This is a genomic window from Mycobacterium sp. E136 (assembly GCF_001666865.1).
Taxonomy (GTDB): Bacteria; Actinomycetota; Actinomycetes; order Mycobacteriales; family Mycobacteriaceae; genus Mycobacterium.
Genome location: NZ_LZJE01000315.1, coordinates 1 through 25,164, shown reverse-complemented (window position 1 = coordinate 25,164; position 25,164 = coordinate 1). Strand labels below are relative to the sequence as shown.

The 25,164-nt window shown below is 67.7% G+C and carries 20 protein-coding genes, 1 tRNA gene and 1 pseudogene; 10 read left to right on the top strand and 12 right to left on the bottom strand.

Annotation, left to right across the window (positions count from 1 at the left end):
• The first annotated feature begins 1 nt into the window (after position 1).
• From nuoL to A5698_RS20350, 4 genes are read left to right on the top strand one after another with little or no spacing between them, the layout of a single operon-like run.
• Positions 2-1,882 (top strand): NADH-quinone oxidoreductase subunit L, encoded by a 1,881-nt coding sequence (nuoL, locus tag A5698_RS20365; protein WP_068300493.1) that lies wholly within the window; start codon positions 2-4, stop codon positions 1,880-1,882.
• The gene (locus A5698_RS20360; RefSeq protein ID WP_068300492.1) at positions 1,876-3,444 is read left to right on the top strand and encodes an NADH-quinone oxidoreductase subunit M; all 1,569 of its coding nucleotides are present in this window, start codon (positions 1,876-1,878) and stop codon (positions 3,442-3,444) included. The genes nuoL and A5698_RS20360 overlap by 7 nt, the downstream gene beginning before the upstream one ends.
• Positions 3,441-5,015 (top strand): NADH-quinone oxidoreductase subunit NuoN, encoded by a 1,575-nt coding sequence (gene nuoN / locus A5698_RS20355; protein ID WP_068300487.1) that lies wholly within the window; start codon positions 3,441-3,443, stop codon positions 5,013-5,015. Before A5698_RS20360 ends, nuoN begins: the two co-directional genes overlap by 4 nt.
• A 49-nt stretch (positions 5,016-5,064) precedes the next feature.
• Positions 5,065-5,838 (top strand): enoyl-CoA hydratase, encoded by a 774-nt coding sequence (locus tag A5698_RS20350; RefSeq protein WP_068300485.1) that lies wholly within the window; start codon positions 5,065-5,067, stop codon positions 5,836-5,838.
• Between the two features lie 156 nt (positions 5,839-5,994).
• On the opposite strand, the gene A5698_RS20345 is transcribed toward A5698_RS20350, so the two are convergent.
• Positions 5,995-6,597 (bottom strand): TetR/AcrR family transcriptional regulator, encoded by a 603-nt coding sequence (locus A5698_RS20345; protein ID WP_068300483.1) that lies wholly within the window; start codon positions 6,595-6,597, stop codon positions 5,995-5,997.
• Between the two features lie 43 nt (positions 6,598-6,640).
• On the opposite strand from A5698_RS20345, the gene A5698_RS20340 reads away from it, so the two are divergent.
• Both A5698_RS20340 and A5698_RS20335 read left to right on the top strand, forming a co-directional pair.
• Complete coding sequence (locus A5698_RS20340) at positions 6,641-7,774, top strand: phosphotransferase family protein (RefSeq protein ID WP_067081903.1); 1,134 nt, start codon at positions 6,641-6,643, stop codon at positions 7,772-7,774.
• Positions 7,774-8,886 carry an Rv3169 family protein gene (locus A5698_RS20335; RefSeq protein ID WP_068300482.1) on the top strand — a complete coding sequence of 371 codons (1,113 nt, stop codon included), beginning with the start codon at positions 7,774-7,776 and terminating at the stop codon, positions 8,884-8,886. The genes A5698_RS20340 and A5698_RS20335 overlap by 1 nt, the downstream gene beginning before the upstream one ends.
• A 63-nt stretch (positions 8,887-8,949) precedes the next feature.
• On the opposite strand, the gene A5698_RS20330 is transcribed toward A5698_RS20335, so the two are convergent.
• Together A5698_RS20330 and A5698_RS20325 are read right to left on the bottom strand one after the other, a co-directional pair.
• Positions 8,950-10,425 carry a flavin-containing monooxygenase gene (locus tag A5698_RS20330; protein WP_068300481.1) on the bottom strand — a complete coding sequence of 492 codons (1,476 nt, stop codon included), beginning with the start codon at positions 10,423-10,425 and terminating at the stop codon, positions 8,950-8,952.
• A gap of 40 nt (positions 10,426-10,465) precedes the next feature.
• Positions 10,466-11,455, bottom strand: coding sequence for a TIGR03617 family F420-dependent LLM class oxidoreductase (locus tag A5698_RS20325; RefSeq protein ID WP_068300479.1), 990 nt, complete (start codon positions 11,453-11,455; stop codon positions 10,466-10,468).
• A gap of 19 nt (positions 11,456-11,474) precedes the next feature.
• Here A5698_RS20325 and A5698_RS20320 point away from each other — a divergent pair, with 19 nt between their 5' ends.
• On the top strand, positions 11,475-12,827 hold the full coding sequence (locus A5698_RS20320; protein ID WP_068300477.1) for a flavin monoamine oxidase family protein: 1,353 nt from the start codon (positions 11,475-11,477) through the stop codon (positions 12,825-12,827).
• Here A5698_RS20320 and A5698_RS20315 read toward each other — a convergent pair whose 3' ends face one another.
• A complete protein-coding gene (locus A5698_RS20315) occupies positions 12,828-13,796 on the bottom strand; it encodes an alpha/beta fold hydrolase (protein WP_067081889.1) in 969 nt (322 codons plus the stop codon). It lies immediately after the preceding gene.
• Positions 13,797-13,938: 142 nt separating this feature from the next.
• Here A5698_RS20315 and A5698_RS20310 point away from each other — a divergent pair, with 142 nt between their 5' ends.
• A complete protein-coding gene (locus A5698_RS20310; RefSeq protein WP_067081886.1) occupies positions 13,939-14,910 on the top strand; it encodes an NADPH:quinone oxidoreductase family protein in 972 nt (323 codons plus the stop codon).
• A 6-nt stretch (positions 14,911-14,916) separates the two neighbouring features.
• Here A5698_RS20310 and A5698_RS20305 read toward each other — a convergent pair whose 3' ends face one another.
• From A5698_RS20305 to A5698_RS20285, 5 genes are all read right to left on the bottom strand, one after another.
• A complete protein-coding gene (locus A5698_RS20305) occupies positions 14,917-15,669 on the bottom strand; it encodes an alpha/beta hydrolase family protein (RefSeq protein WP_068300589.1) in 753 nt (250 codons plus the stop codon).
• A 30-nt stretch (positions 15,670-15,699) separates the two neighbouring features.
• Complete coding sequence (gene mbtM / locus A5698_RS20300) at positions 15,700-17,223, bottom strand: long-chain-fatty acid--ACP ligase MbtM (protein ID WP_068300587.1); 1,524 nt, start codon at positions 17,221-17,223, stop codon at positions 15,700-15,702.
• A 99-nt stretch (positions 17,224-17,322) separates the two neighbouring features.
• Positions 17,323-17,985: a class I SAM-dependent methyltransferase gene (locus tag A5698_RS20295; RefSeq protein WP_068300475.1), complete on the bottom strand. Its 663-nt coding sequence runs from the start codon at positions 17,983-17,985 to the stop codon at positions 17,323-17,325.
• Positions 17,986-18,062: 77 nt separating this feature from the next.
• Complete coding sequence (locus tag A5698_RS20290) at positions 18,063-19,106, bottom strand: alpha/beta fold hydrolase (RefSeq protein ID WP_068300473.1); 1,044 nt, start codon at positions 19,104-19,106, stop codon at positions 18,063-18,065.
• An 88-nt stretch (positions 19,107-19,194) separates the two neighbouring features.
• A complete protein-coding gene (locus A5698_RS20285) occupies positions 19,195-19,938 on the bottom strand; it encodes an MBL fold metallo-hydrolase (protein WP_068300471.1) in 744 nt (247 codons plus the stop codon).
• A 97-nt stretch (positions 19,939-20,035) separates the two neighbouring features.
• Here A5698_RS20285 and A5698_RS20280 point away from each other — a divergent pair, with 97 nt between their 5' ends.
• Complete coding sequence (locus A5698_RS20280) at positions 20,036-20,509, top strand: SRPBCC family protein (RefSeq protein WP_068300464.1); 474 nt, start codon at positions 20,036-20,038, stop codon at positions 20,507-20,509.
• Positions 20,510-20,574: 65 nt separating this feature from the next.
• On the opposite strand, the gene A5698_RS20275 is transcribed toward A5698_RS20280, so the two are convergent.
• The 3 genes from A5698_RS20275 to A5698_RS20265 form a co-directional block, all read right to left on the bottom strand.
• Positions 20,575-20,648: transfer RNA gene (locus A5698_RS20275), tRNA-Met, on the bottom strand.
• Between the two features lie 206 nt (positions 20,649-20,854).
• A complete protein-coding gene (locus A5698_RS20270; protein WP_068300462.1) occupies positions 20,855-23,872 on the bottom strand; it encodes a UPF0182 family protein in 3,018 nt (1,005 codons plus the stop codon).
• A 77-nt stretch (positions 23,873-23,949) separates the two neighbouring features.
• Positions 23,950-24,909 (bottom strand): YlbL family protein, encoded by a 960-nt coding sequence (locus tag A5698_RS20265; RefSeq protein ID WP_068300460.1) that lies wholly within the window; start codon positions 24,907-24,909, stop codon positions 23,950-23,952.
• An 80-nt stretch (positions 24,910-24,989) separates the two neighbouring features.
• Between A5698_RS20265 and A5698_RS28725 the strand changes: the two are divergent.
• Positions 24,990-25,164 (top strand): annotated as a pseudogene (locus tag A5698_RS28725) (PDZ domain-containing protein); the annotation flags it as partial.

The window sequence follows — 25,164 nt, the reverse complement described above, 5'->3', positions numbered from 1 at the left end:
GATGACGATTCCTGTTTGGCTGACCATCGCGCTGCCGTTGGCCGGCGCGGCGATCCTGCTCCTGGGCGGCCGTCGGACCGACGCCTGGGGCCACCTGCTGGGCTGTGCCGCCGCCATCGGCTCGTTCGTGGTGGGCGCGCTGCTCTTCGTGGACATGCTGGGCCGGGACTCCGAACACCGCGCGGTTCACGAGGCGCTGTTCTCCTGGGTGCCGGTCGGCGGGCTGCAGGTCGACTTCGGGATGCAACTCGACCAGCTGTCGATGTGTTTCGTGCTGCTGATCACCGGTGTCGGCTCCCTGATCCACATCTACTCGATCGGCTACATGGCCGAAGACCCCGGACGGCGACGGTTTTTCGCGTACCTGAACCTGTTCCTGTCGGCGATGCTGCTGCTCGTGCTCGCCGACAACTACCTCGGCCTCTACGTCGGCTGGGAGGGCGTCGGCCTGGCGTCGTACCTGCTGATCGGCTTCTGGGCGCACAAACCGTCGGCCGCGACGGCGGCCAAGAAGGCGTTCGTCGTCAACCGCGTCGGCGACATGGGTCTGGCCATCGCGATGATGGTGATGTTCGCCTACATCGGGTCGATCTCCTATGCGGGCGTCTTCGCCGCCGCGCCGAGCGCCGGCGAGGGTGTGCTGACCGCGATCGGATTGCTGCTGCTGCTCGCCGCGTGCGGTAAGTCCGCGCAGGTGCCGCTGCAGTCCTGGCTGGGCGACGCCATGGAGGGCCCGACGCCGGTGTCCGCGCTGATTCACGCCGCCACCATGGTCACCGCGGGTGTCTACCTCATCGTGCGGTCCGGCCCGGTGTTCGACCTCGCACCCAACGCGCAGCTCGGCGTCGTCATCGTCGGCGCGGTCACGCTGCTGTTCGGTGCGATCATCGGCTGCGCGAAAGACGACATCAAGAAAGCGCTTGCGGCGTCGACGATGTCGCAGATCGGCTACATGGTGCTGGCCGCCGGGCTCGGACCGGTCGGCTACGCGTTCGCGATCATGCATCTGCTCACACACGGCTTCTTCAAGGCCGGTTTGTTCCTGGGCGCCGGTTCGGTGATGCACGCGATGGACGACGAAGTGAACATGCGCCGCTACGGCGGCCTGCGCAAGGCGCTGCCGATCACGTTCGCCACCTTCGGCCTGGGCTACCTCGCGATCATCGGCGTACCGCCGCTGGCCGGCTTCTTCTCCAAGGACGGGATCATCGAAGCGGCGCTCGGCGCAGGTGGCGCCAAGGGAATCATCCTGGGCGGCGCGGCGATTTTGGGCGCCGGCATCACCGCCTTCTACATGACCAGGGTGATGCTGATGACCTTCTTCGGCGAGAAACGTTGGGCGCCAGATGCGCACCCGCACGAGGCCCCCGCGGTGATGACCTGGCCGATGATCCTTCTGGCCATCGGTTCCGTCGGTTCGGGTGCGGCGTTCGCGATCGGCGGCACGCTCGAACACTGGCTCGAACCGGTGGTAGGCGCGCATGAGGTGCACCACGTCGCACCGGTCTGGGTGGTGACGACGGTGATCCTGGCCGTGGTGGCGGTGGGCATCGTCACCGCCTACCGGATGTACGCCACCAAGCCTGTGCCAGAGGACGTCCCGGACGGTTCGGCGCTCACCGTCGCGGCGCGCAACGACCTGTACGGCGATGCGTTCAACGAGGCGGTGCTGATGCGGCCCGGCCAACTGCTGACCCGCGGGCTCGTCGAGATCGACGACGAGGCGATCGACGGCGCGGCCAGCGGCCTGGCCGGGCTGGTGGCCCGGTTGTCTTCGGGCCTGCGGCGCGTGCAGACGGGTTACGCACGCTCGTATGCCCTTTCCATGCTTTCCGGTGCGGTTCTGGTGGTCGCGGCGATCCTGGCGGTGCAACTCTGGTGAACAACTTTCCCTGGCTCACGGTGCTCTGGGCGACGCCGACCGTCGGCGCCGCGCTGGTGATCCTCGTTCCCGCCGCCCAGCGGGTGCTGGCCAAGTGGTTCGCGTTGGCCGTCTCGATCGCCGTACTGGCGATCACCGCCGTCCTGGCGGTCGACTTTCAACCGGGCGGCGAGCAGTACCAGTTCGTCGAATCCCACCGGTGGATCCCGTCGTTCGGCACGGGTTACATTCTCGGTGTCGACGGGATCGCGCTCGCGATCGTGGTGCTCACCGCCGTGCTGGTGCCGCTGCTGATCATCGCCGGCTGGAACGACGCCGACGCCCAGACCGGGCTGCGCGGACGGTCGGTGCAGACCTACCTGGCGTTGACGCTGGCCGTCGAGGGCATGGTCCTGATGTCGCTGGTGTCGCTGGACATCCTGCTGTTCTACGTGTTCTTCGAGGCGATGCTGATCCCGATGTACTTCCTCATCGGCGGCTTCGGCGGCGAGAACCGCGGCAAGGCCGCGGTGAAGTTCCTGCTGTACAACCTGTTCGGTGGCCTGATCATGCTGGCCGCGGTGATCGGGCTGTATGTGGTCACGGCCTCCAGCGACGCGTTCGCCGCGGGGACGTTCGACTTCCGCGAGATCGTGGCCGCGGTGTCGAGCGGCGCGTTCGCCGTCAACCCTGCCGTGATGAACCTGCTGTTCCTCGGGTTCATGTTCGCCTTCGCGGTCAAAGCACCGCTGTGGCCCTTCCACCGGTGGCTGCCCGACGCCGCCGTCGAGGCCACCCCGGCCAGCGCGGTGCTGATGATGGCCGTCATGGACAAGGTCGGGACATTCGGGATGCTGCGCTACTGCCTGCAGTTGTTCCCCGATGCGTCAATGTATTTCCAGCCGCTGGTGGTCACCCTCGCGGTGATCGGCATCGTCTACGGTGCGATCCTCGCGATCGGTCAGACCGACGTGATGCGCTTGATCGCCTACACGTCGATCTCCCACTTCGGGTTCATCATCCTGGGCATCTTCGTGATGACCAGCCAGGGACAGTCCGGTTCGACGCTGTACATGATCAACCACGGCCTGTCGACGGCCGCGCTGTTCCTGATCGCCGGATTCCTGGTGTCGCGCAGGGGCACCCGCGTGATCCGCGCATTCGGCGGCGTGCAGAAGGTGGCGCCGGTGATGGCGGGCACCTTCCTGGTCGCCGGCCTGGCGACGCTGTCGCTACCGGGCCTGGCGCCGTTCATCAGCGAATTCCTGGTGCTCATCGGCACATTCACGCGGTACCCCGTGCTGGCGGTGTTCGCGTCCACCGCGCTGGTGCTCTCGGCGATCTACATCCTCTGGATGTACCAGCGGATGATGACCGGAGCCGTCACCGAGGGCAACGAGCGGGTGCGCGACCTGGTGCCGCGTGAACTCGTCGTTGTCGCCCCGTTGATCGCGCTGCTGCTCGTGTTGGGGGTGTATCCGAAACCCGCGCTGGATGTCATCAATCCCGCGGTCGACCACACCCTGACCACGATCGATCAACCTGATCCCGCTCCCAGACTCGCGGAAGGGCCGAGACCATGACCCTCACCCCGCCCACCGTCGAATACGGACTGATCTGCCCGTTACTGATCATCTTCGGGGTCGCCATCGCCGGGGTGCTCGTCGAGGCGTTCCTCCCGCGACAGCATCGGTATGCCAGCCAGCTGGTGCTCTGCTTCGGCGGATTGGCGGCCGCCCTGGTGGCCGTGGTGGTGCTGGCGCGGAATCTGCATGGCGCCGTTGGCCGCTCGGCGGTCATGGGGGCCGTCGTCATCGACACACCGGCGTTGTTCTTGCAGGGCACGATCCTGCTCGTCGGCGTCCTCGGCGTCCTCTTGATAGCCGAGCGGCAGGTCGGCGCGGAGGTCGGTGCCGGGGTGCGCCGCGGACTCGACGGGTTCACCCCTCAGGCATCGGCCACACCCGGAAGCGTCGCCGAACAACTGGCCACCAAGTCGGGAGTGATCCAGACCGAGGTCTTCCCGCTGACGATGTTCGCCGTCGGCGGAATGCTGCTGTTCCCCGCCTCTGACGACCTGCTGACCATGTTCATCGCGCTGGAAGTCCTTTCGCTGCCGCTGTATCTGCTGTGCGGGCTGGCGCGCAGGCGTCGTCTGCTGTCGCAAGAGGCGGCGCTGAAATACTTTCTGCTGGGCGCCTTTTCCTCGGCGTTCTTCCTCTACGGCGTGGCGATGCTGTACGGGTACGCCGGGACGCTGGATCTGGTCGGTATCTCCGAAGCCGTCGCCGCCGGCTCGGGTAAGACGTCGCTGGCGCTGATCGGCACCGCCCTGTTGCTCGTCGGTGTGCTGTTCAAGATCGGCGCGGTGCCGTTCCATTCGTGGATACCCGACGTGTATCAGGGTGCACCGACGTCGATCACGGCGTTCATGGCCGCGGCGACGAAGATCGCCGCATTTGGCGCGATGCTGCGGGTGTTCTACGTCGCGGTGCCGGGTCTGCACGAGGACTGGCGACCGGTGCTGTGGGCGATCGCCATCCTGACGATGGTGGTCGGCACCGTCACCGCGGTGACGCAGGTGGACGTCAAGCGGATGTTGGCGTATTCCGCTGTGGCCCACACCGGTTTCATCCTCACCGGCCTGATCGCCGCCAACGAGGCGGGACTTTCGTCGACGCTGTTCTATCTGTTCGCCTACGGCTTCAGCACGGTCGGCGCCTTCGCGGTCGTCGGCCTGGTGCGCGACCGCAACGGCGAGGAAGATACCGCGATGGCGCGGTGGGCGGGACTGGGACGCCGCTATCCCATTGTGGGGATCGTGTTTTCGCTCTTCCTGCTCGCATTCGCCGGCATCCCCCTGACCAGTGGCTTCGTCAGCAAGTTCGCGGTGTTCAAGGCCGCGGGTGAAGGCGGCGCGATCCCGTTGGTGATCGTCGGCGTGATCGCGAGCGCGATCGCCGCGTACTTCTACGTCCGCGTGATCGTGTTGATGTTCTTCACCGATCCGCCCGAGGACGCACCGACCGTGGTGGTGCCGAGCGCGCTCAGCACGACGGTGGTGACGGTGACCGCGGCGGTGACGTTCGCGTTGGGCGCGCTACCGCAACCGCTTCTGGATCTGGCCGACAGCGCCAACCAGTTCCTGCGTTAGGCCCGAGGCACGCCTTTCGTGCTCGGCGGCCCCGGGTTACCGTCATCGCATGACCGACTCGCTCGTGCTCGTCGAGGACCGTGGCCCGGTACGGGTGCTGACCCTGAACCGCCCGGAGGCCCGAAACGCCCTGAGCCGCGGACTGATCAAGGCAACTTACACCGCGCTCACCGAGGCCGATGCCGATGAGTCCGTCAATTCCGTCGTCCTCACCGGCGCCGACCCGGCGTTCTGCGCCGGTGTCGACCTCAAGGAGGCCCAACGTGACGGGCTCGGCTATTTCGAGGAGTTCCGGTCGCAGAGTTGTATCGCCGCGACGGGCAATATGCGCACGCCGACCGTCGCGGCCATCAACGGCGCGACCTTCACCGGCGGCCTGGAGATGGCGCTCGGCTGCGACTTCCTGATCGCCTCGGAGCGGGCCGTCTTCGCCGACACGCACGCCCGAGTCGGCATTCTGCCCGGTGGCGGCATGACCGCGCGGCTCCCGCAGGTGGTCGGGCTGGCCATGGCCCGTCGGCTCTCGATGACCGGCGAGGTGGTCGACGCGGCCCGCGCCGAGCGCATCGGACTGGTCACGGAGGTCGTCGCCCACGACCGGTTGCTCGGCCGGGCCGTCGAGTTGGCCACGCAGATCGCCGAGGTGCCGTCGTCCGTCATGCGCGGACTGAAGGAGATCTACACGACCGGCGCCGCCGCGGTGATCGACCCCGCGCTGGCCGCCGAGGAGAAGATCGCGTATGCCCAGCACCGCGATTTCGACGGCCTCGGCGACCGGTTCGCCGCGATCTCGGAGCGCAACAAGAGCCAGATCGACACCTGAGCAGGGTTTCCGCGAGCATGCGTGTCTGTAGACGACCCGCGGGTGATCCACAGCATTTCGCGCACGCTCGCGGGCGCCGAGCGTGCGCGAAGTGTTGCTTCGGCGCGGCGTGTCTTGTGCAAACACGCACGCTCGCGCATGAAGGGGTTAACAGAGTTAGGCGACGACGCCGTGGACCACAATCGCGGTGGTCTGCTCAACCCAGTCGTCGCCGAGCGGCTCGCCCGGTCGCAGCAGCATCCGTAGCAGGGTCGCGCCGCCGATCACCTCGACCAGCCGGTCCGGGTCGACGTCGGGATAGACTTCGCCACGCTGAACCGCGTCGGCCAGCCGATTGCGGACCGCCGCGAACACCCCGGTGAACCGGTCCATCACGCGCAAATTGAGCTCGGCGTCGGCGACCATGTCGGCGATCAGGCCGGGCAGCGCCGCGCGCACGACCGGGGTCGAGAACACGTCGCGAGTGGCGGCCAGCATGGCGCGGATGTCGGCGGCGATATCCCCCGGCGGCGTGGCGATCGCGGTCGGCGCAGCGGGGAACGCCGCCTCGTGCACGAGCTCGGCCTTACTGGACCACCGGCGGTACAGCGCGGTCTTGGTGGTGCCCGCCCGCTCGGCCACCGCAGCGATCGTCAGATTCGAATAACCGATCTCCGCAAGCAGATCCGCGGTGGCGCGCAATATGGCAGCGTCAATGCGCGGGTCGCGGGGTCGCCCGGCGCCGGGGGCCTTGTCAACCGATGACGCGTCTGGTTTCATAACGCTACCCACCGTATCGTAATTACCGTCGAAAGAAGAGCTTGTGGCCAATGAACCGGCTGTCGAAGATGTCAGCCGCCTAGAACACTCGAGTCGCGATCTCAGCTCCCTGCCCGGCGTGATGTCGCGGTGGTTGTCGACCGTCCTGCCCGGCGGGGCGGCCCCGGAGATCACCGTGGAAAGCGGTGTCGACGCCAACGGGATGTCGTCGGAGACCATCATCCTCACCGGGCGATGGACCGCCGACGGGCAGCCGCAGGAACAGAAGTGGGTGGCGCGGGTCGCGCCGACCACCGAGGACGTCCCGGTGTTCTCGTCGTACCGGATGGATCACCAATTCGACGTGATCCGGTTGGTGCAGGAGAAGACCGACGTTCCGGTGCCGCAGGTGCGGTGGCTGGAGAACAGCGGCGACGTGCTCGGGACGCCGTTCTTCCTGATGGACTACGTCGACGGCCGGGTGCCTCCCGACGTCATGCCCTACACCTTCGGCGGCAACTGGTTCTCCGACTCCCCCGCCGAACAGCGGCGCGAGTTGCAAGACGCCACCGTTGGCGTGATCGCCAAGCTGCACTCGATCCCGGAGCCCGAGAAGGTGTTCGGCTTCCTCGACAACGGATCCGATCGCAATGCGCTGCGGCGCAACCTCAATTGGCTGCAGGACTGGTATCGGTTCGCCGTCCCGGACATCGGTCGCTCGTCACTGGTGGAACGCGCGCTGGACTGGCTCGAGGCCAACTGGCCCGCCGATGCCGCGGCCAACGATCCGGTCCTGGTCTGGGGCGACTCCCGCGTGGGCAACGTGCTGTACTCCGGTTACCAGCCGGTCGCCGTCCTCGACTGGGAGATGGCGACCCTCGGACCGCGCGAGATGGATGCGGCGTGGATGATCTTCGCGCACAACGTGTTCCAGGAACTGGCGGGCCTGGCCGGGCTGCCGGGGCTGCCCGATTTCATGCGCGAGGAGGACGTCAAGCAGACCTACGCGGCGCTCACCGGTGTCGAACTCGGTGACCTGCACTGGTTCTACGTCTACTCCGGTGTGATCTGGGCGTGCGTGTTCATGCGCACCAGCGCGCGGCGGGTGCGCTTCGGTGAGATCGAACAGCCAGACGACGTCGAATCGCTGTTCTACCACGGCGCACTGCTGAAACGACTCATTGGAGATGACGCCTGATGCTCGGCCCCACCGACGAATTCCCGATCCACCAGATCCCGCAGCCGATCGCGTGGCCGGGGAGTTCCGACCGCAACTTCTACGACCGGTCCTACTTCAACGCCCATGACCGCAGCGGTGACATCTTCTTGATCACCGGCATCGGGTACTACCCGAACCTGGGGGTGAAGGACGCGTTCGTGCTGGTGCGCCGCGGCAGCACGCAGACTGCGGTGCATCTGTCCGACGGCATCGACTCCGACCGGCTCAACCAGCACGTGCTGGGCTACCGCGTCGAGGTCACCGAACCGTTGCACAAACTGCGCATCGTGCTCGAGGAGACCGAGGGCATCGCCGTCGACCTCACCTGGAACGGCCTCTTCGACGTTGTGCAGGAACAGCGCCACATGCTGCGCACCGGGACGCGAATCACGTTGGACGCGCAGCGTTTCGCGCAGGTCGGCACGTGGAGCGGCGTCATCGCGATCGACGGCGAGGAGATCACCGTGGACCCGTCGGTGTGGATCGGGAGCCGCGACCGGTCGTGGGGTATCCGCCCCATCGGGGAACCCGAACCCGCCGGCAGGCCCGCCCATCCGCCGTTCGAGGGAATGTGGTGGCTGTACGTGCCGATGGCGTTCGACGACTTCGCGATCGTGATGATCATCCAGGAGGATCCCAGCGGATTCCGCAGCCTCAACGACTGCACCCGAATCTGGCGCGACGGCCGCGTCGAACAACTCGGCTGGCCGCGGGTGAAGATCCACTACACCTCCGGAACGCGGATCCCCTACGGCGCCACCATCGAAGCGACCACTCCGGACGGCTCTCCGGTGGTGTTCGAGGTCGAGTCCAAGTTGCCGGTGCCGATCCACATCGGCGGCGGATACGGCGGCGACTCGGACTGGCTGCACGGCGTCTGGAAGGGCGACAAGTTCAGCGAACGCCTCACCTACGACATGACCGATCCGGCAGTCAACGGCCGCAGCATGTTCGGCGTGATCGACCACGTCGGCCGCGCCGAATGCACGGAGGGCGGCAAGACCAGCGAGGGCTGGGGTCTCTTCGAACACGGCGCGCTCGGCCGGCACGACCCCTCGGGCTTCAAGGACTGGCTGACCGTCGCGGACTGACGCGATTTCGGTGCACTACCTATCGCTCAGCGACTGGAAGTGCACCGAAATCGCCAAGGGTTTTCAGGCGACCGGCGTTACCGGAACCGGAGCCCGACCGAACACCATCGACTCCTCGATCCGGTCGAGCCGGTGATCGATCGCGTCGAGCACATAGTTGTGCCGGACATTCCACGGCCGGTGCGTGCCCGACTTCGGTAGCACGTGCGCGGCGCGCTGCACGTAACCGGCGTTGATGTTCCACGCCGGCTTCTCGGCCATCGGTTTGTCGCCCAGATGCGGGTAAGCGTGGGTGTACCCGTGAGAGTCCATGTAGGAGACCAGCTTTGCGAACGCGCGGGCGGTCAGATCGGCGCGCAATGTCCACGAGGCGTTGATGTAGCCCACGCACCAGGCCAGGTTCGGCACGTCCTCGAGCATGTGCTCCTTGTAGACGAAGCGGTCCTGCGGTTTGACCTCTTCGCCGTCGATGCTGATGAGCACCCCGCCGAGCGCCTGGAGCTGAATCCCGGTCGCGGTGATGATGATGTCGGCGTCGATCCGCTGACCCGACCGCAACTCGACGCCCGTCGAATCGATGTGGTCGATCTGGTCGGTCACCACATCGAGGCGCCCGGTGTTGATCGCATCGTAGAAGTCGTTGTCGAGCATCGCGCACAGCCGTTGATCCCACGGGTCGTACCGCGGCTTGAAATGCACGTCGACCGGATAATCCTTGGGCAGGTTGCGCTTTGCGTAGTTCCGGATGTAGCGCCTGCTGAGCTTCGGCGCTGCCTTGGCAAACGCGTAGATGAACACCGTGAAGATCGTGTTGTAGATGCGTGCGCCCCAGTAGCCCGCCCGGCCGGGCAGCACCTTGCGCAGCGCCTGCACGATGGGATTGACCCGCGGACCCGACAGCATGTAGGTGGGCGAGCGCTGCAGCATCGTCACGTGGCCGGCCGTCTCGGTCAGCGACGGGATCATGCTGACCGCCGTTGCGCCGCTGCCGATCACCAGCAGCCGCTTGCCCGCGTAGTCCAGCGATTCCGGCCAGTGCTGCGGGTGTACCACCTCACCGCTGAACTCCTCGAGGCCCGGGAAGTCCGGTCGGTAGGGCTCGTCGTAGTTGTAGTAACCCGTGCCGAAGAACAGGAAGCGGCTGCGATACGTGACGGGCGTCCCGTCCTCTTCGGCGTGCACCGACCACATATCGGTGGACGAATCCCAGTCCGCGGACAGCACATGGGTGTTGTACCGGATGTGTTCGTCGATGCCGTGCTTGCGCGCGGTCTGCACCAGGTAGTCGCGGATGTCCGGACCGTCGGCCACGTTCTCCGGCCGGGTCCACGGCTCGAACGGATAACTGAGCGTGAAGATGTCGCTGTCGGAGCGGATGCCCGGATAGCGGTGCAGATCCCACGTGCCGCCGATCCGCGCCCGCCGCTCGAGGACCTTGTAGGTCGCGCCCGGGTTCTTCTCCTGCAGGCGGTAGGCCGCGCCGATTCCCGATATTCCCGCCCCGATGATCAGCACGTCGGAATACTCATCGCGACTCATCCGCAACCTCCTTTGGTCCCGCTGAGTACCACCATAGGAGTCAAGCCGTCAGCGCGTCGACGATCTCGGACAACGCGTCGATCGCGATGGGGCCGGGCTGGTACAGGCAGACGCGGTCGGACACCCCGGCCACGCGGTCGCGGATGTGGGCGGCGATCTCGGCCGGCGCGCCACACGCGGCGATGGTGTGCAGCACCTCGTCGTCGATGAGCGTCGCCATCTCCTGCCACCGGCCCTGCTTGGACATCGCGTTCAGCTCCGGCTGCAGATCCCCCCACCCGTGCACGTCCAGCACCGGGCGGTAGGCCGGGGTGGAGCCGTAGAACGCCAACAACCGGCGCGCCGCGTCGTGAGCCGCATCGTGATCACCCACCGACACGATGATCTCGGGCACCAGTGCGAAGTCGTCGAAGGACCGGCCCGATTCCGACAGGCCGGCGCGCACCTGCGGCATCGTCACCTCGTGCAAGAACCGCTTCGAACCGAACGGCATGACCAACAGGCCGTCCGCTACGGCAGCGGTCGCGTGGGTCAACCGCGGGCCGAGCGCGCCAAGGTAGATCGGCGGAGGGCCGTACGCATTGGGACCCGGGTTGAACGTCGGGGTCATCAGCGTGTGCCGGAAGTACTCGCCGCGAAAGTCGAGACGCTCGCCGGTCTCCCACGCGGCGAACACCGCACGCAGCGCAGCGACCATCTCCTTCATCCGGGCGACGGGGCGGTCGAACGCCGCGCCGTAGCGCTTCTCCACCTGCGCGCGGACCTGCGTGCCGAGGCCCAGAATGAAGCGTCCCTCGGCCAGCAGCTGATGGTCGTACGCCTGGTGGGCGAGCTGAATCGGGTTGCGCGGAAACGCAATGGCGACATTGGTCATCAGGTCCAGGCCGCCGACGGTCGATGCCAGCGTCAGGGGTGCGAACACGTCGTGCGGTCCTTCGAACGTGAACACACCGCCGGCGCCCGCGTCACGCAGCAGTCGCGCGCGTTCGATCGCATCGGTTGGGCCGAACAACGCTGTCATGACCTTCACGCCGTGAGAGCCTAATCGCGTGGGGTTGCAAGGCAGTGCCGACGCGGTCGTGGTCGGCGCCGGATTCGCCGGGCTGACAGCGGCGCGCGAACTGGTCCGGCTCGGATACGACGTGGTGGTTCTCGAGGGGCGGGATCGCGTCGGCGGACGGTCGTCGACGGCGACCATCGCCGGAGTGCCAGTCGACCTGGGCGGCACCTTCATCGGACCCACCCAGGACGCCGTCGGTGAGCTGGCCACCGAGCTGGGCTGCGAGACGGTGCCCACCTTCAGCGAGGGCAAGAACCTGATCCGGTGGCGCGGACGAGTCCGCTCGTACCGCAGCACCATTCCGCGACTGTCGATCGTCGAACTGCTCGACGTGTCGCGCATCCAATGGCGCTTCGAGCGGGCGTCCCGGCGGGTGGCCGTCGAGGCGCCGTGGACGGCCCCGCAGGCCGACGCGCTGGACTCCCTGTCGCTCGACGGCTGGCTGAAGTCGGTACACGCGAGCGCCGGAACGCGGGACCTGATGGCGATCATGTCGCGGGTCACCTGGGGTTGCGAACCCGACGCGGTGTCGATGCTGCACGCCGTGCGCTACGTCAGGGCCGCGGGCGGGCTCGACCGCATGCTCGACGTCGAGGGCGGTGCGCAGCAGAGCCGCTTTCCCGGCGGCACGCAGCAGATCGCGCTGCGGATGGCAGAGGAGTTGGGGTCGCGCGTCGTGCTCAACGCCCCGGTCCGCAGCATCGAGACCCACAGCGACGGAATGCTCACGGTTACATCGGATCAGGGCGCCGTGCGCGCCAAAGCCGTCGTCGTCGCCATCCCGCCCGAACACCGCAAGGCGATCGAATTCCTGCCCGGCCTACCCGCGGAGTACGGCAAGCTCGCCCAGCACTGGCCCCAGGGCAACCTGAGCAAGGCCTACGCCGCGTACGAGACACCGTTCTGGCGTCCCAAAGGGCTTTCGGGAGAAGCACTTTCCGACGAGGGGCCGGTGTTCATCACGTTCGACGTCAGCCCCTCGGGGGACGGGCCCGGCATCCTGCTCGGCTTCGTCGACGCCCGCTCGTTCGACTCGCTGCCACCGGCGCAGCGCAGGGACCGCGCGCTGTCGGGCTTCGCCGCGCTGTTCGGTAATGCCGCCCTCGACCCGATCGACTATCTCGACCACTGCTGGAGTGCCGAGCAGTTCGCACCGGGCGGGCCGACCGCTGCTGTACCGCCCGGATCGTGGACGACATACGGACCGTGGCTGCGCAAACCGGTCAATGGAATCCATTGGGCCGGAACGGAAACCGCCGATACATGGACCGGCTTCCTCGACGGCGCCGTCCGATCGGGCAGGCGCGCCGCCGACGAGGTGCACCGCGCGCTGGCCGGCTGACTAGGAGCTGACCCGGCGCTCAGCGGTCACCGACTCGACCAGCGCACGCAGGTGCTTGTTGACCTCGGCGGGCCGTTCGAGGATGGCGCAGTGCCCACCGGCCAATTCCACGAACTCGGTGAGGTTGGGCACCTCTTCGGCGATGCGGCGAGACGACGTCACCGGCAGCAGCCGGTCCTTTTCGCTGCCGATCACCAGGGTGGGCACGACCAGATTGTGGAGGCCGATGTGCTGTGGGCCGAGGTGATCGACGAGTGTGCGGGCCCAGCCGCCGCGGCCGATCGGTGACGTGGCGGCGAACAGTTCGTGGACGAACGCCGTGATCGCGGGGTCGGCGTCGCGGCCCACCGCCAACATGGACAGGAAGCGCTGATTCGGGCCGTGGATGGCGCGCGGCACCGGCACCGCGCCGAACGTCTTCAGCAGGGTCCCCGCGGTGCGGACGCGGACGTTCGCCAGCGGTGCGGGCACCGGCAGCAGCTTGACGTTGCGCAACAGGTCGCCGGTGGTGGTATTGATCAGTGCGACGGCGTCGGCGCGTTCGGTCACCCGCTCGGCGAACCGCTCCGACCATGACGTGATCGCGATCCCGCCCATCGAGTGGCCCGCGATGACGGCGCGTTCGCCGGGTGCGAGCGTCGCCTCGAGCACGGAGTCGAGGTCGCCGGCCAAATGGTCGAGGCTGTAGGCGCCGCGACGGACCGGGACCGCGCTGCGGCCGTGGCCGCGGTGGTCGAACGCGATCACGCGGTAGTCCTGCGACAGGTCGGCGATCTGATGGGCCCACACCCGGAGCGCGCAGGTGATGCCGTGCGCGAGCACGATCGGATAGCCGTCCTCGCGTCCGAAGACCTCGGCGTGCAGGCGGATGCCATCTCGGGAGCGCACCTCGACGGCGCGACCGGGGGGCAGGGACTGCGCGGGCGCGAAGGCGTGAACCCTCGACCGGCTGCGGGGACCAGTGGTCATGTGCGCTCCGTTCGAACTCGGCAACGTTGCCGCGTAAGTGAGCTTATCTAACAGTGTGCGGCAACCGTGTAACCCCCGCCGCGTTTCGCGACGATCGGTGCCGCGGCGCAGGTCCACGAACCGAGGGGAGTTAAATGGCGGCATGCGCGCCATTCAGATAGCCAGCCTCGATGGACCTCAAGCCGCCAAGCTCGTCGATGTCGATGAGCCGGACGGCGACGGCGCGGTCGTCATCGAGGTGCACGCCGCCGGGGTCGCATTCCCCGACGTCCTGCAATCGCGCGGGCTCTACCAGTACAAGCCGGAGATGCCGTACACGCCCGGCGGCGAGGTCGCAGGCGTCGTGCGCAGTGCGCCAGCCGACGCGCATGTGCGGGCAGGCGACCGCGTCGCGGCGCTGACGATGTTGTGCGGCGCGATGGCCGAGGTGGTCGCGCTGCCCGCCGAACGGGTTTTCAAGCTGCCCGACAACGTCTCCTTCGAGGCCGGAGCGGGTCTGCTCTTCAACGACCTCACGATGCACCACGCGCTGCGCACCCGCGGACGGCTGGCCGAGGGCGAGACCGTGCTGGTGCACGGCGCGGCCGGCGGCATCGGCACGTCGACGCTGCGGCTGGCGCCCGCGTGGGGCGCGTCGCGGGTGATCGCAGTGGTGAGCACCGACGAGAAGGCCGAGGTGGCCAAGGCGGCCGGCGCGACGGACGTCGTGCCCGTCGACGGGTTCAAGGACAAGGTGAAGGAGCTGACCGAGGGCCGCGGCGTCGACATCGTCGTCGACCCGGTCGGTGGCGACCGGTTCACCGATTCGTTGCGGTCGCTCGCCCCCGGTGGCCGACTGCTCGTGGTCGGTTTCACCGGCGGCGAGATCCCGACGGTCAAGGTGAACCGGTTGCTGCTCAACAACGTCGACGCGGTCGGTGTGGGTTGGGGCGCATGGACTTTCACCCATCCCAACTATCTCGCCGAGCAGTGGGCCGAGCTCGAGCCGCTGCTCGCGTCGGGCAAGGTGTCGGCGCCGCAACCGCAGGTGTTTCCGTTCGAGCGCGCGGCGGACGCTATCGCCGCGCTCGAAGACCGCTCGGCGAAGGGCAAGGTCGTCGTCGCCGTCCGGTGACGCTGCCTACAGATACGGGTCGGCCCAGGCGCTCACAATGCGCGCCGCCCGCGCCGCCTGATCTTTGCCCGTCAGCAGATGGTCGGCGCCCTCGAGGGATACGAAACTGCGCGGATGCCGCGCGGCCTGGAAGATCTCGCTGGCGTTCTCGATGCCGACGGTGTTGTCCGTCGGCGAGTGCATCACGAGCAGCGCGCGGCGCAGGGAGTGGATGCGCTCGCGCAGATCGGCGTCGCGGACGTCCTCGAGAAAATGCCGCTTGAGGGTCAGCGCCTTGCCGCCGATGTGAAACTGCGCCTCCCCCTCCTCCTCGATGCGCTCGACGAGCGCGTCATAGATCCGCTCGACGTGGGCGGGTTCGTAGGGTGCGGCGACGGTGGCGACCGCCTTCACCGTCGGGCACTCGTGGGCGGCGGCGATGACGGCCGAGCCACCGAAGGAATGCCCCACGAGGAGGCGTACCTCGCGGTCGGAGGAGTTCATGAACTCGACGGCGCGCACGGTGTCGGCCACCTTGTGCGAAAACGAACCGTCGCTCCAGTCGCCCTCCGAATCGCCGAGGCCGAGGTTGTCGAACCGCAGCATTCCGATGCCCTCGCTGGCGAGTTGTTTGCAGATCCGGCTGGCGGCGGGCGAGTTCTTGCCGAGCGTGAACCCGTGGGCGAACACGCCCCATCCGCGGACGTCGCCGTCGGGGACGTCGATCACGCCCGCGAGGGCGGGTCCGCTGGTGCTCGGGAAGCTGACGCGTTCACCCACGCGCGTCATCCTGTCATGCGCGTCGGTGCGTCACTGCTGCTGTTGCAACAGGTCCCGTTTCACCTCGAGCCTGCGCAGCTTGCCCGACGAGGTGCGCGGCAGCGTGCCGGGCCGGACGAAGACGACATCGGTGGGTACCACGCCGCATTCGGATGCGACGCGCTCGATCAGGTCGGCGCGCGACGTCGCCTCGTCGGGTCCGCGGAACTCGGCGACGATCGCGACACCGGGCCGAATCGACCGCTCCCCCACTCCGACGGCCACCACTGCGCCCTCGCGCACACCCGGCGCACCTGCGGCCACCCGTTCCACCTCGGCGGGAAAGATGTTGCGCCCGGCCACCGTGATCAGTTCCTTGGCACGACCGCACACCACGAGGCTGCCGTCGACGACGTAGCCGAGATCGCCTGTGGCGAACCAGTCGTCGGCGTTGCGCGGGGTGTCGCCGCGGTAGCCCGACATCATCGAGGTGCCGCGGATGTGGATCTCACCGACCTTGTCGTCGCCGCGCGGTTCGATGCGCACCGACATACCGGATATCGGTTCGCCGAGCAGCGCGTGACCGTCGTCGTCGACGATCAGTCCGCGTCCGGGCTCGGGAACCGTTACCGCGCAGGTGGATTCGGCGAGCCCGTAGGAGGGTGCGAGCGCGCCGGCGGGAAACCCGAATCGGGCCATCTCGTCGGCGAACCGCGCGGTGAGCTCACAGTCGACGGGTTCACCGCCGTTGAGCGCGAAACGCAGCCTGGAGAGGTCGACGTCGGTGACCCGTCGCGAGTACTTGCCGATCAGGCCGTAGGCCATGTTCGGCGCGGCGGTGATGGTGGCGTGACTCTCGGTGAGCCAGCTCAGCCACCGAAACGGCGAGGCCTGAAACGCTCCGGTCGGCGCCTGCCACACGTCGATTCCGGCCAGCGCCCCGGCGAGCACGAAGCTCAAGCCCATGTCGTGGTACAGCGGCAGCCACGAGCAGCCGACGTCGTCGGCCCCTACCCCAATGCGCGAATTCAGCCCATCGAGGTTGGCCAGCACCGCATCCGGTGAGAGTTTTACTGCCCGCGGCACGCCCGTCGAACCCGCTGTGCCCTGCAGAATCGCGACGGCGGCCGGCCGGTCCAGCCGCTGGAAACTCGTCGATCTCGTCAGTGGGGCAACGGAATCCAACTCCTTGGCTACCGGGCCGCCGTCGATCAGACGCAGCTGTTCGAGCTGCCGACCCGTGCTGAGGACGTGACTGACGCCCATTCCTGCGAACCGGGCGACCGTGGACTGCGCCCACTTCTCGGCGTCGGCGCCTCGGACCGGGCCGGGCGCAATGGTCACCGGGACGCCGGCCTGGAATGCTCCGAGGATCGCCGCGATGAGTTCGACGGTGGGCTCGTTGGCCAGGCCGAGGGCCGCGACCTCCTCGTTGAGCAACCAGTCGGCAAGGTTCTCCGAGCGAGCGTGCACCTGCGGCCAGGGGTGGCGCGTCCAGGCGCCGTTGTCGAAGACGAAGAGGCCGTTCGCCGAGTTGGTCAAGCGTTCGGCCAATACCGCTGCCAACGATTCCATGAACACCCTCGCCGTGCTTATTCCCGCCTCGACGGGCGCTTGTCGGACTAGTCAATTTAGGTAAAGCTAACCGACGCCCGTTTGCGGGCTGGCAGGGGGTCAGAGGGTCGCGCGGCCCACCGCCAGTGGATGGACGACCGACGGCATGCCGCGCCACACCGCGCGTCGGGCGGTGACCGTGAAGCCGCAGGCGCGCATGGTCTCGACGGTCGACCGGTTGCAGATGCATCCGCCTGCAAAGTGTCGACAGGGTTCGCGGAGCGCGTCCTGGCATCCGGCGAGGAAGCGCGACTCCGCCCGCACGTGCTCGATGAACAGCAACTGTCCATTCGGGCGGAGCACGCGGGCGATCTCGCGCAGTGCGCCGAGCGGGTCGTCGACGGTGCAGAGCACCAGCGTCGAGACGACGGTGTCGACCGAAGCGTCGGCCAAGGGCAGGCGCTGCGCGGGCGCGTCGAGGATCCGTCCGACGCGGCCATGGCGGGCGAGGCGCCGGGCGAGCTTGCGGCGCATTCCGGGCTCGGGTTCGGTGAGGATGAGTTCGGTGACATCATCGGGGTAGTGCGCGAAGTTCAGTCCGGTGCCCGCGCCGATCTCGACCACCCGGCCGTAGGCGTCGGCGAGAAGTTCGCGGCGGCGGCGACGCATGCCGGATGCCTCACCCAGCCAGAGAAACGGGTCATACAGCCGGGCGAAGACTTGTAGCCACAGCGCGGACGGAGGGTTGGTCGACGGTGCGGTGGCGGTATCGATATCGGTCATGGCGTGACGATATGAAGGCGCCCGTGGGGCACGCATCGCCCGAAGCGGCCATCTTGCTCAGATGGCCGATTCCGGCATCACAGGAGGCCGAGGCGGGCGGCCTCGGCCACCGCGGCCGTGCGTGACGAGCTGCCGAGCTTGCGCCGGATGTTGGCGACGTGACGGTGCACCGTATGAGGGCTCAGCACAAGGTGTTCGGCGATCTCGCGGTCGCCGAGACCGCGTGCGATGCAGGCGAGGATTTCTCGCTCCCGCTCCGACAACAGGGTGGGCTCCCCCGCGCCCGGATCGTCGGTCGGCGTTGCGGCGGGCACCAGCCCCTGCCGGCAGGCGCGGACGACGGATGCGGCGTCGCCGTGCCAGGGGAAGTGTGCGCTGCCCTGCAACGGTAGGAGAGTCGCGCCCGCAATCGCGGCCGCGACCTCACGCCCGCAGCGGTACGGCACGGCCCGGTCGTCGCGGCGGTGGACGACGTGCACCGGGCAGCGAACGAGGGGCAGCTGATCGCGGACGTCGACGTGGTAAACGAAATCCAATAGGGCGGCAGCGGTTTCAGCCGTCGCCGCCTCGCGTTGAATCCGCGCGAAATGGTCCTGCTCCGCGGGCTCGGCACTGCCGAGGAAGATGTCGCCGAGCATGCGGGACCCCAGACCCCAGTGCGCGCGCACCGCCGCGAGGATCGCATCGGACACGTTGGGCGCCGTGAGAGTCGAGCCGTCACAGTAGGACCCGTACAGCACGAGGCGGTCGACACGCTCGGGAAACGCGGCGGCGAACGCTATGGCGGTGCAACTCCCCGACGAGCCGCCCAGCAGCGAGACGCGGTCGAGTTCGAGTTCGTCGAGGAGCGTGCGCAGCGTCGCGACCTCACGGTCGATGGTCAGGTCGGCCTCGGTGAGTGCGCGGTCCGACATCCCGACACCGAGGCGGTCGTAGCGGACGAGGGTGTAGCCGTCGGCGATGTCTCCCCAGAAGCGCCGGAAGATCGGGCTCTGCGCGTCGAGTTCGAGGTGGCTGACCCACCACGCCGGGGCGACGAGCGGTGGCCCGTCGCCGGAGACCTCGTACGCCATTCGACGGGCGCCGAGGGGAAGGAACCTGATCGTGGACTTCCCCAGCATCGCCGTGAGCTTACGACCGTCGGGGGGCGGTGGCGGCCGAATTCGCAGCGGCCCTTGCTGACAGGACTTCGCGACCTCTCCAACGGAATCAGCGCGTGTCGGCCCACACGTCGGCGCGGTGCACCGGCAGACCGTGGCCGGGCAGCAGATGCTCGACGGGCAGCGCGCGCATGCGCTTCTCACTGCGTGCCGCCGCGGAGTCGTCGACGGTCTCCGGGGTGAACCATGCCTGCCCGTCCGCGCTGAGCACCGCGTCGCCGGAGATCAGGGTCCGGCTTTCGGCATGCCAGAAGGCCGTCGAGTCGTCGGTGTGGCCGGGCACGTGTAGCACCTCCCAACCGGGCGAGCCGGGCAGCGGCTGACCGTCGGTCAACGGCTGTGCCCCACCCAGGGCGTCGCCGACCATCCCCTTGGCTCCGCCGTAGCCCGCGATGCGGGCGCCGGCGACGAAGCCGTGCAGCCCGGTCAGGTCCAGCGGCTGGCTCATGAGGGTGGGCCAGATCTGGGCGACCTTGCTCAATGTCGGGGTGCGCGGCATTCGCGTGCCGTCTAGGTACCCAAGAGTGACCTCGGGAAGATGCAGTCCCACCCCGTGCTCGGCGGCCAGGCGCGGCGCCCCGGCGACATGGTCGCTGTGACCGTGGGTGGCCACGACGGCACCGACGGTGCCGCGGTGGACCGAGAGCACGCCGGCGACGTCGTCGGCGCTGCCTGGCATGCCCGCGTCGACCACCACATAGGAGCGATCGCCACGGATCAGGTAGCAGTTGAAGATCCAGCGGGACAGACGGATGACCCCGATGTCGCCGAGCGGATCAACGACCAACGCCATCGCGGCCTCCTTCGTCGCGCAACACCTCAAGCAGTTTGGGCTGCCGGGATCGCACCCGGCAACCCGGGATCTCCGCACCGCTGGCTACGATCGCGGGATGAGCGAAACCGGGCCTGCCTCTATTGAAGAGTCGACGTACATCGCCGCCGACCCGGCCGCGGTCTACGCACTGATCACCGACCTTCCGACGTTGGCGTCGCTGGCCGAGGAAGCCGACCGGATGGAGTGGCACAAGGGCGACCGGGTCACTGCGGGCGCCGTCTTCAGAGGCCACAACAGCAACGGCGGCAAGGAGTGGACCACGACCTGCACCGTCACCGACGCGGAGCCGGGCCGGACGTTCGCCTTCGACGTGAAGAGCTTTGCCATTCCCGTGGCGCGATGGCGCTACGACATCACTCCTGCCGACGGTGGCTGCACCGTCACCGAACGCACCTGGGACAAACGGCCGGGGTGGTTCAAGACGGTCGCGGGGATGGCGACCGGCGTGCGCGACCGCGACTCCGCAAATGCCGAACACATCAAGCTCACGCTGCAGCGCCTCAAGGCGAAGGCCGAAGCGGCCGGCTGAGCGGCGCCCTTGAAACGCCATTGAAAACGGCCCCCGAAGTTTCCTCCGAGGGCCGTCTTACCTAGTAGCGGGGACAGGATTCGAACCTGCGACCTCTGGGTTATGAGCCCAGCGAGCTACCGAGCTGCTCCACCCCGCGTCGGGTGAACGCCACGTTACCGAAGGCGCTCGTCCAGTTCCAAATCGCGCGGTCACCGACGGTGGTGAGTCACGTCACGCCTGCGGTTGCGTGGCCTTTGAAACCGCGCGAGCGACCGCAAATGTACGCACTGTCGCGGCGTGTCGCTGTGCAAACACGGTCCCTCGCGGCTTCGAGTGGGGCACTCGCGCGTCACGCCGCCCGCGTCAGCTTGCGGACTGGTACCTCTCCATCGCGTCGTCGAGCCGTTGCAGCGCCTCACCGAACTCGGTGAAGTTCCCGCTCTGCTGGGCCTGACGCAGCGAGTCGAGCGCCGTGTTGACCTCTTGCAACGCAGCGGCTTTCGGGCCCGACAGCTGCACCGGGCCACTGGGCGGCACCGCAGCCGGCGTGGGTACCTCCGGCGCCCGACCTTCCTGGTTGGCAGGTGTGCGGCCCGTCGGCGGCTGGCCGTCGGCGGGGGTCTGCGCGGCGGGTTGCTGTCCGCCGGGTCCGGCGAGAGGCGCGGGACCGGTGGCTGTGGCGTCCGCGCCGGGACCGAACAGCTCGGTGAGCGCATCGCGCACTGTCGGCCCGTAGCCGACCTTGTCGTTGTACATCATCGCGACGCGGATCAGCCGCGGGTACGACGACGCGGCGTCGCTGGCCCCCGGCGAGGCGTACACCGGTGCGACGTAGAGCAACCCGCCCTGCGCCACCGGCAGCGTCAGCAGGTTGCCCCACCGGATGCGGTTCTGGTTGTCGCGGCCGATGACGCCCAGGTCCTGGCTGACCGCGGTGTCGGTGCTGATCGCGTTGAACGCCAGCTTCGGGCCGTTGACCTGACCGGGAATGGTCAACACCGTGAGTTTGCCGTAGGTGTCGGGATCCGAACTGGCGCTGATGTAGGCGGCCAGGAAGTCGCGGCGGAACCGGTTCATCGCGCTGGTCAGCTGGAATGATGCCGAACGGTCATCGGAGGCAAGGTCTTTGGCGACGATGTAGTACGGCGGCTGATAGCTGCTCGCCGTCGGGTTCGGGTCCAGCGGCACATCCCAGAAATCCGACGTCGAGAAGAATGTCACCGGGTCGTCGACGTGGTACTTGGCCAACAGCGCGCGCTGCACCTTGAACAGGTCCTCGGGATAGCGCAGGTGCTGCTGCAGTTCCGGCGTGATCTCGCTCTTCGGCTTCACCGTGCCCGGGAACACCTTCATCCATGCCTGCAGGACCGGATCGTTCTCGTCCTGCGCGTACAGCGACACCGTGCCGTCGTACGCATCGACCGTGGCCTTCACGGAGTTACGGATGTAGGACACCTGCTTGTCCGGCGCGAGGCGGTTGATGGCCACCTCGTTGGAGTCCGCCGTCGCGCTCGACAGCGTCGTCAGCTCCGAGTACGGGTAGTTGTCCAGCGTGGTGTAGCCGTCGACGATCCACACCATCCGCTTGTTCACGATGGCGGGATACACGCTGGTGTCGGTGGTCAGCCACGGTGCGACGGCCTCGACGCGCTTGGCCGGGTCGCGGTTGAACAAGATCTTACTGTTCTCGCCGATCACGTTCGAGAACAAGAAGTTTCGTTCCGCGAACTTGGCCGCGAACACCGAGCGCGCCAGCCAGTTGCCGACCGGCACACCGCCTTGGCCGCCGTAGGTGTAGTTCTTGGTCTCGGTGTTGGTCTCGTAGTCGTACTCGCGGTCGACGTCGCCGTTCTTGCCGACGATCGCGTAGTCGGCCGGGGTGTTGGCGATGACCGGTCCGTAGTAGATGCGCGGCTGATCCAGCGGCGCGGGGCCGGGCGAGACGACGCTGCCGTTGGCGCCCACCACGCTGGCGAGGAACTCCGGGTAGCCGCCGTTCTGGTTCGGGTCGTTGGCGACGCCGCGCACGGTGTTCGCCGGAGAGGCGATGAAACCGTTGCCGTGCGTGTAGACGCTGTGGCGGTTGATCCAGTCGCGCTGGTTGTCGATCAGCCGGTCGGGGTTGAGCTCGCGGGCGGCGACCACGTAGTCGCGCAGGTTGCCGTCGCGCCCGACGTAGCGGTCCATCGACAGCTGATCCGGGAAGTAGTAGAAGTTCTTGCCCTGCTGGAACTGGGTGAACGCGGGGCTGACGATGGTCGGGTCGAGCAGACGGATGTTCGACGTGGTCGCCCGGTCCGCGGCGACCTGCTGGGCGGTGGCCGCCGCATCGCCGCTGTAGTCGCGGTAGGTGACGACGTCGTCGGTCAGCCCGTAGGCGTTTCTGGTCGCCGAGATACTTCGGCTGATGTATTCGCTTTCCTTCTGCGCGGCATTGGGTTTGACGCTGAACTGCTCGACCACCAGAGGCCAGCCCGCGCCGACCACCAGCGACGAGAGCAGCAGCAGCACCACGCCGATCGCCGGGATGCGCAGATCGCGCAGCACGATCGCGGAGAACACCGCCGCCGCACAGATCACGGCGATCGCCAACAGGATCAGCTTCGCGGGCAGCACCGCGTTGATGTCGGTGTAGCCCGCACCGGTGAACGGCTTACCGCCGCGGGTGTGGCTCAGCAGCTCGTAGCGGTCCAGCCAGTACGCGAACGCCTTGAGCAGCATCAGGATGCCGACGAGCGTGATCAGCTGGATGCGCGCCGCACGGCTCAGCGCCCCGGCGCGCCCGGACAGCCGGATGCCGCCGAACAGGTAGTGGCCCAACAGGTTTCCGATGAAGGCCAGGAAGGCCGCGACGAACAGATAGTTCAGGACCAGACGGTAGAACGGCAGGTCGAAGGCGTAGAAGCCCAGATCCTTGCCGAACTGCGGGTCGGTGATCCCGAAGCTGTTGCCGTGCAGGAAGAGCTGCACGGTCTCCCACTGTCCAAGCGCGAACAGCCCGACGAACAATCCGATGAGCGCGGGGATCCCGAAGCCGACGAGCCGCAGCCGCGCCATCACCGCGGTGCGGTAGCTCGCCACCGGATCGTTGGGGCCGTTGGTCGGCACGAACACCGGCCGGGTGCGATAGGCCAGCGCCAGCCCGGCGAACAGGATCGAACCGATCAGCAGCGCAACGACAAGGAACAGCAGGATCTGGGTGAACAGCACCGTGGTGAACACCGAGCGGTATCCGAGTTCGCCGAACCACAGCCAGTCGACGTAGGTGTCGATCAGGCGCGGCCCGATCAGCAACAGGAGCACGATGACGGCCCCCACCGCGATGAGAATTCGGCTACGTCGTGTCAGCTTCGGCATTCGTGCCGCGGGCCGCATACCCACTCGATGACTCCAGTCTGGTTCCCGTACGTCCTGCTTGACGTGGCCACAACTCTACGCAACGGCTTTTCGCCGATGACCTAACAATGCGGCCGTTCGCCACCGGCGGACAAGGTCTTCAACGCGCCGACGGCCTCCGACAGGGTGCCGACCTTGACCAGCTCCATACCGTCCTGCGGTGCCGTCTTGGCCTCCTCGCAGTTGTCGGCCGGCACCAGGAAGATCGTCGCGCCCGCCTCGTGCGCGCTGAGCATCTTGTGGGTGATGCCGCCGATGGAACCGACCTCGCCGTCACCGGTGATGGTCCCGCTGCCGGCGACGAACTGCCCGTCGTTGAGGTCGCCGGTGGTGAGCTTGTCGACCACGGCCAGGGAGAACATCAGCCCCGCCGACGGTCCGCCGATGTTGGCGAGGTTGAAGTCGACCGCGAACGGCGCCCACGGCGCGTCGAGCACGCCGATGCCGAGGAACCCCTGATCGCGTTCGGGATGCTTGCCCAGCGTGATGGTGGCCGAGCCGGACGGCGCGTCCTTGCGCCGGTAGTCCAGGGTCACCTTGTCGCCCGGCTTGGTGTCCTTCAACAGGTCCTGGAACTCCTCGAGCTTGGTCACCGGCGTGCCGTTGACGGCGTCGATCGCGTCGCCGTCGTGCAGCTTGCCCGCCGACGGGCCCGGGTCGTTGACGTTCTCCACCGTCACCGCCATCGGGAAGTCCAGGTAGTGCAGTGCGGCGTACTCGGCGCTGCGTTCGGAGTTGCGGAAGTCGGCGGTGTTGGCCTCGTTGACCTCTTCGCGCGTCTTGTCGGGCGGGTAGACCAGATCGCGCGGAACCAGTTGTTCGCGGCCCGACAGCCACAGCGCCATCGCCTCGCCCAGCCGCAGCTGGTCGCGCTGCGACACCGTCGTCATGTTCAGGTGTCCCGACGTCGGGTAGACATCGGTTCCCTCGATCTGAACGACGGGCTTGCCGTCGACCTCGCCGAGCGTGTCGAACGTCGGCCCCGGCGGAGAAGCCGAAAGGCAGGTCAGCCATGCCCTCAACGGTACCCACCAGGACGCGCCCCGGTCGGTGGGCGCCTTCGCTGACAGCGAATCACGGCGCAACCTTTAGATTGGGCGGCGTGAACAGGCGGACTTTGACGTTGCTCGTCGCGCTCGTGCCGATCCTGGTGTTCGGGGTGCTGGTGTCGGTCGTGACGGTGCCGTACGTCTCCCTGGGGCCGGGGCCGACGTTCGACACGCTCGGCGAGGTCGACGGCAAGCCCGTCGTTCAGATCGAGGGAACCGATGTCTACC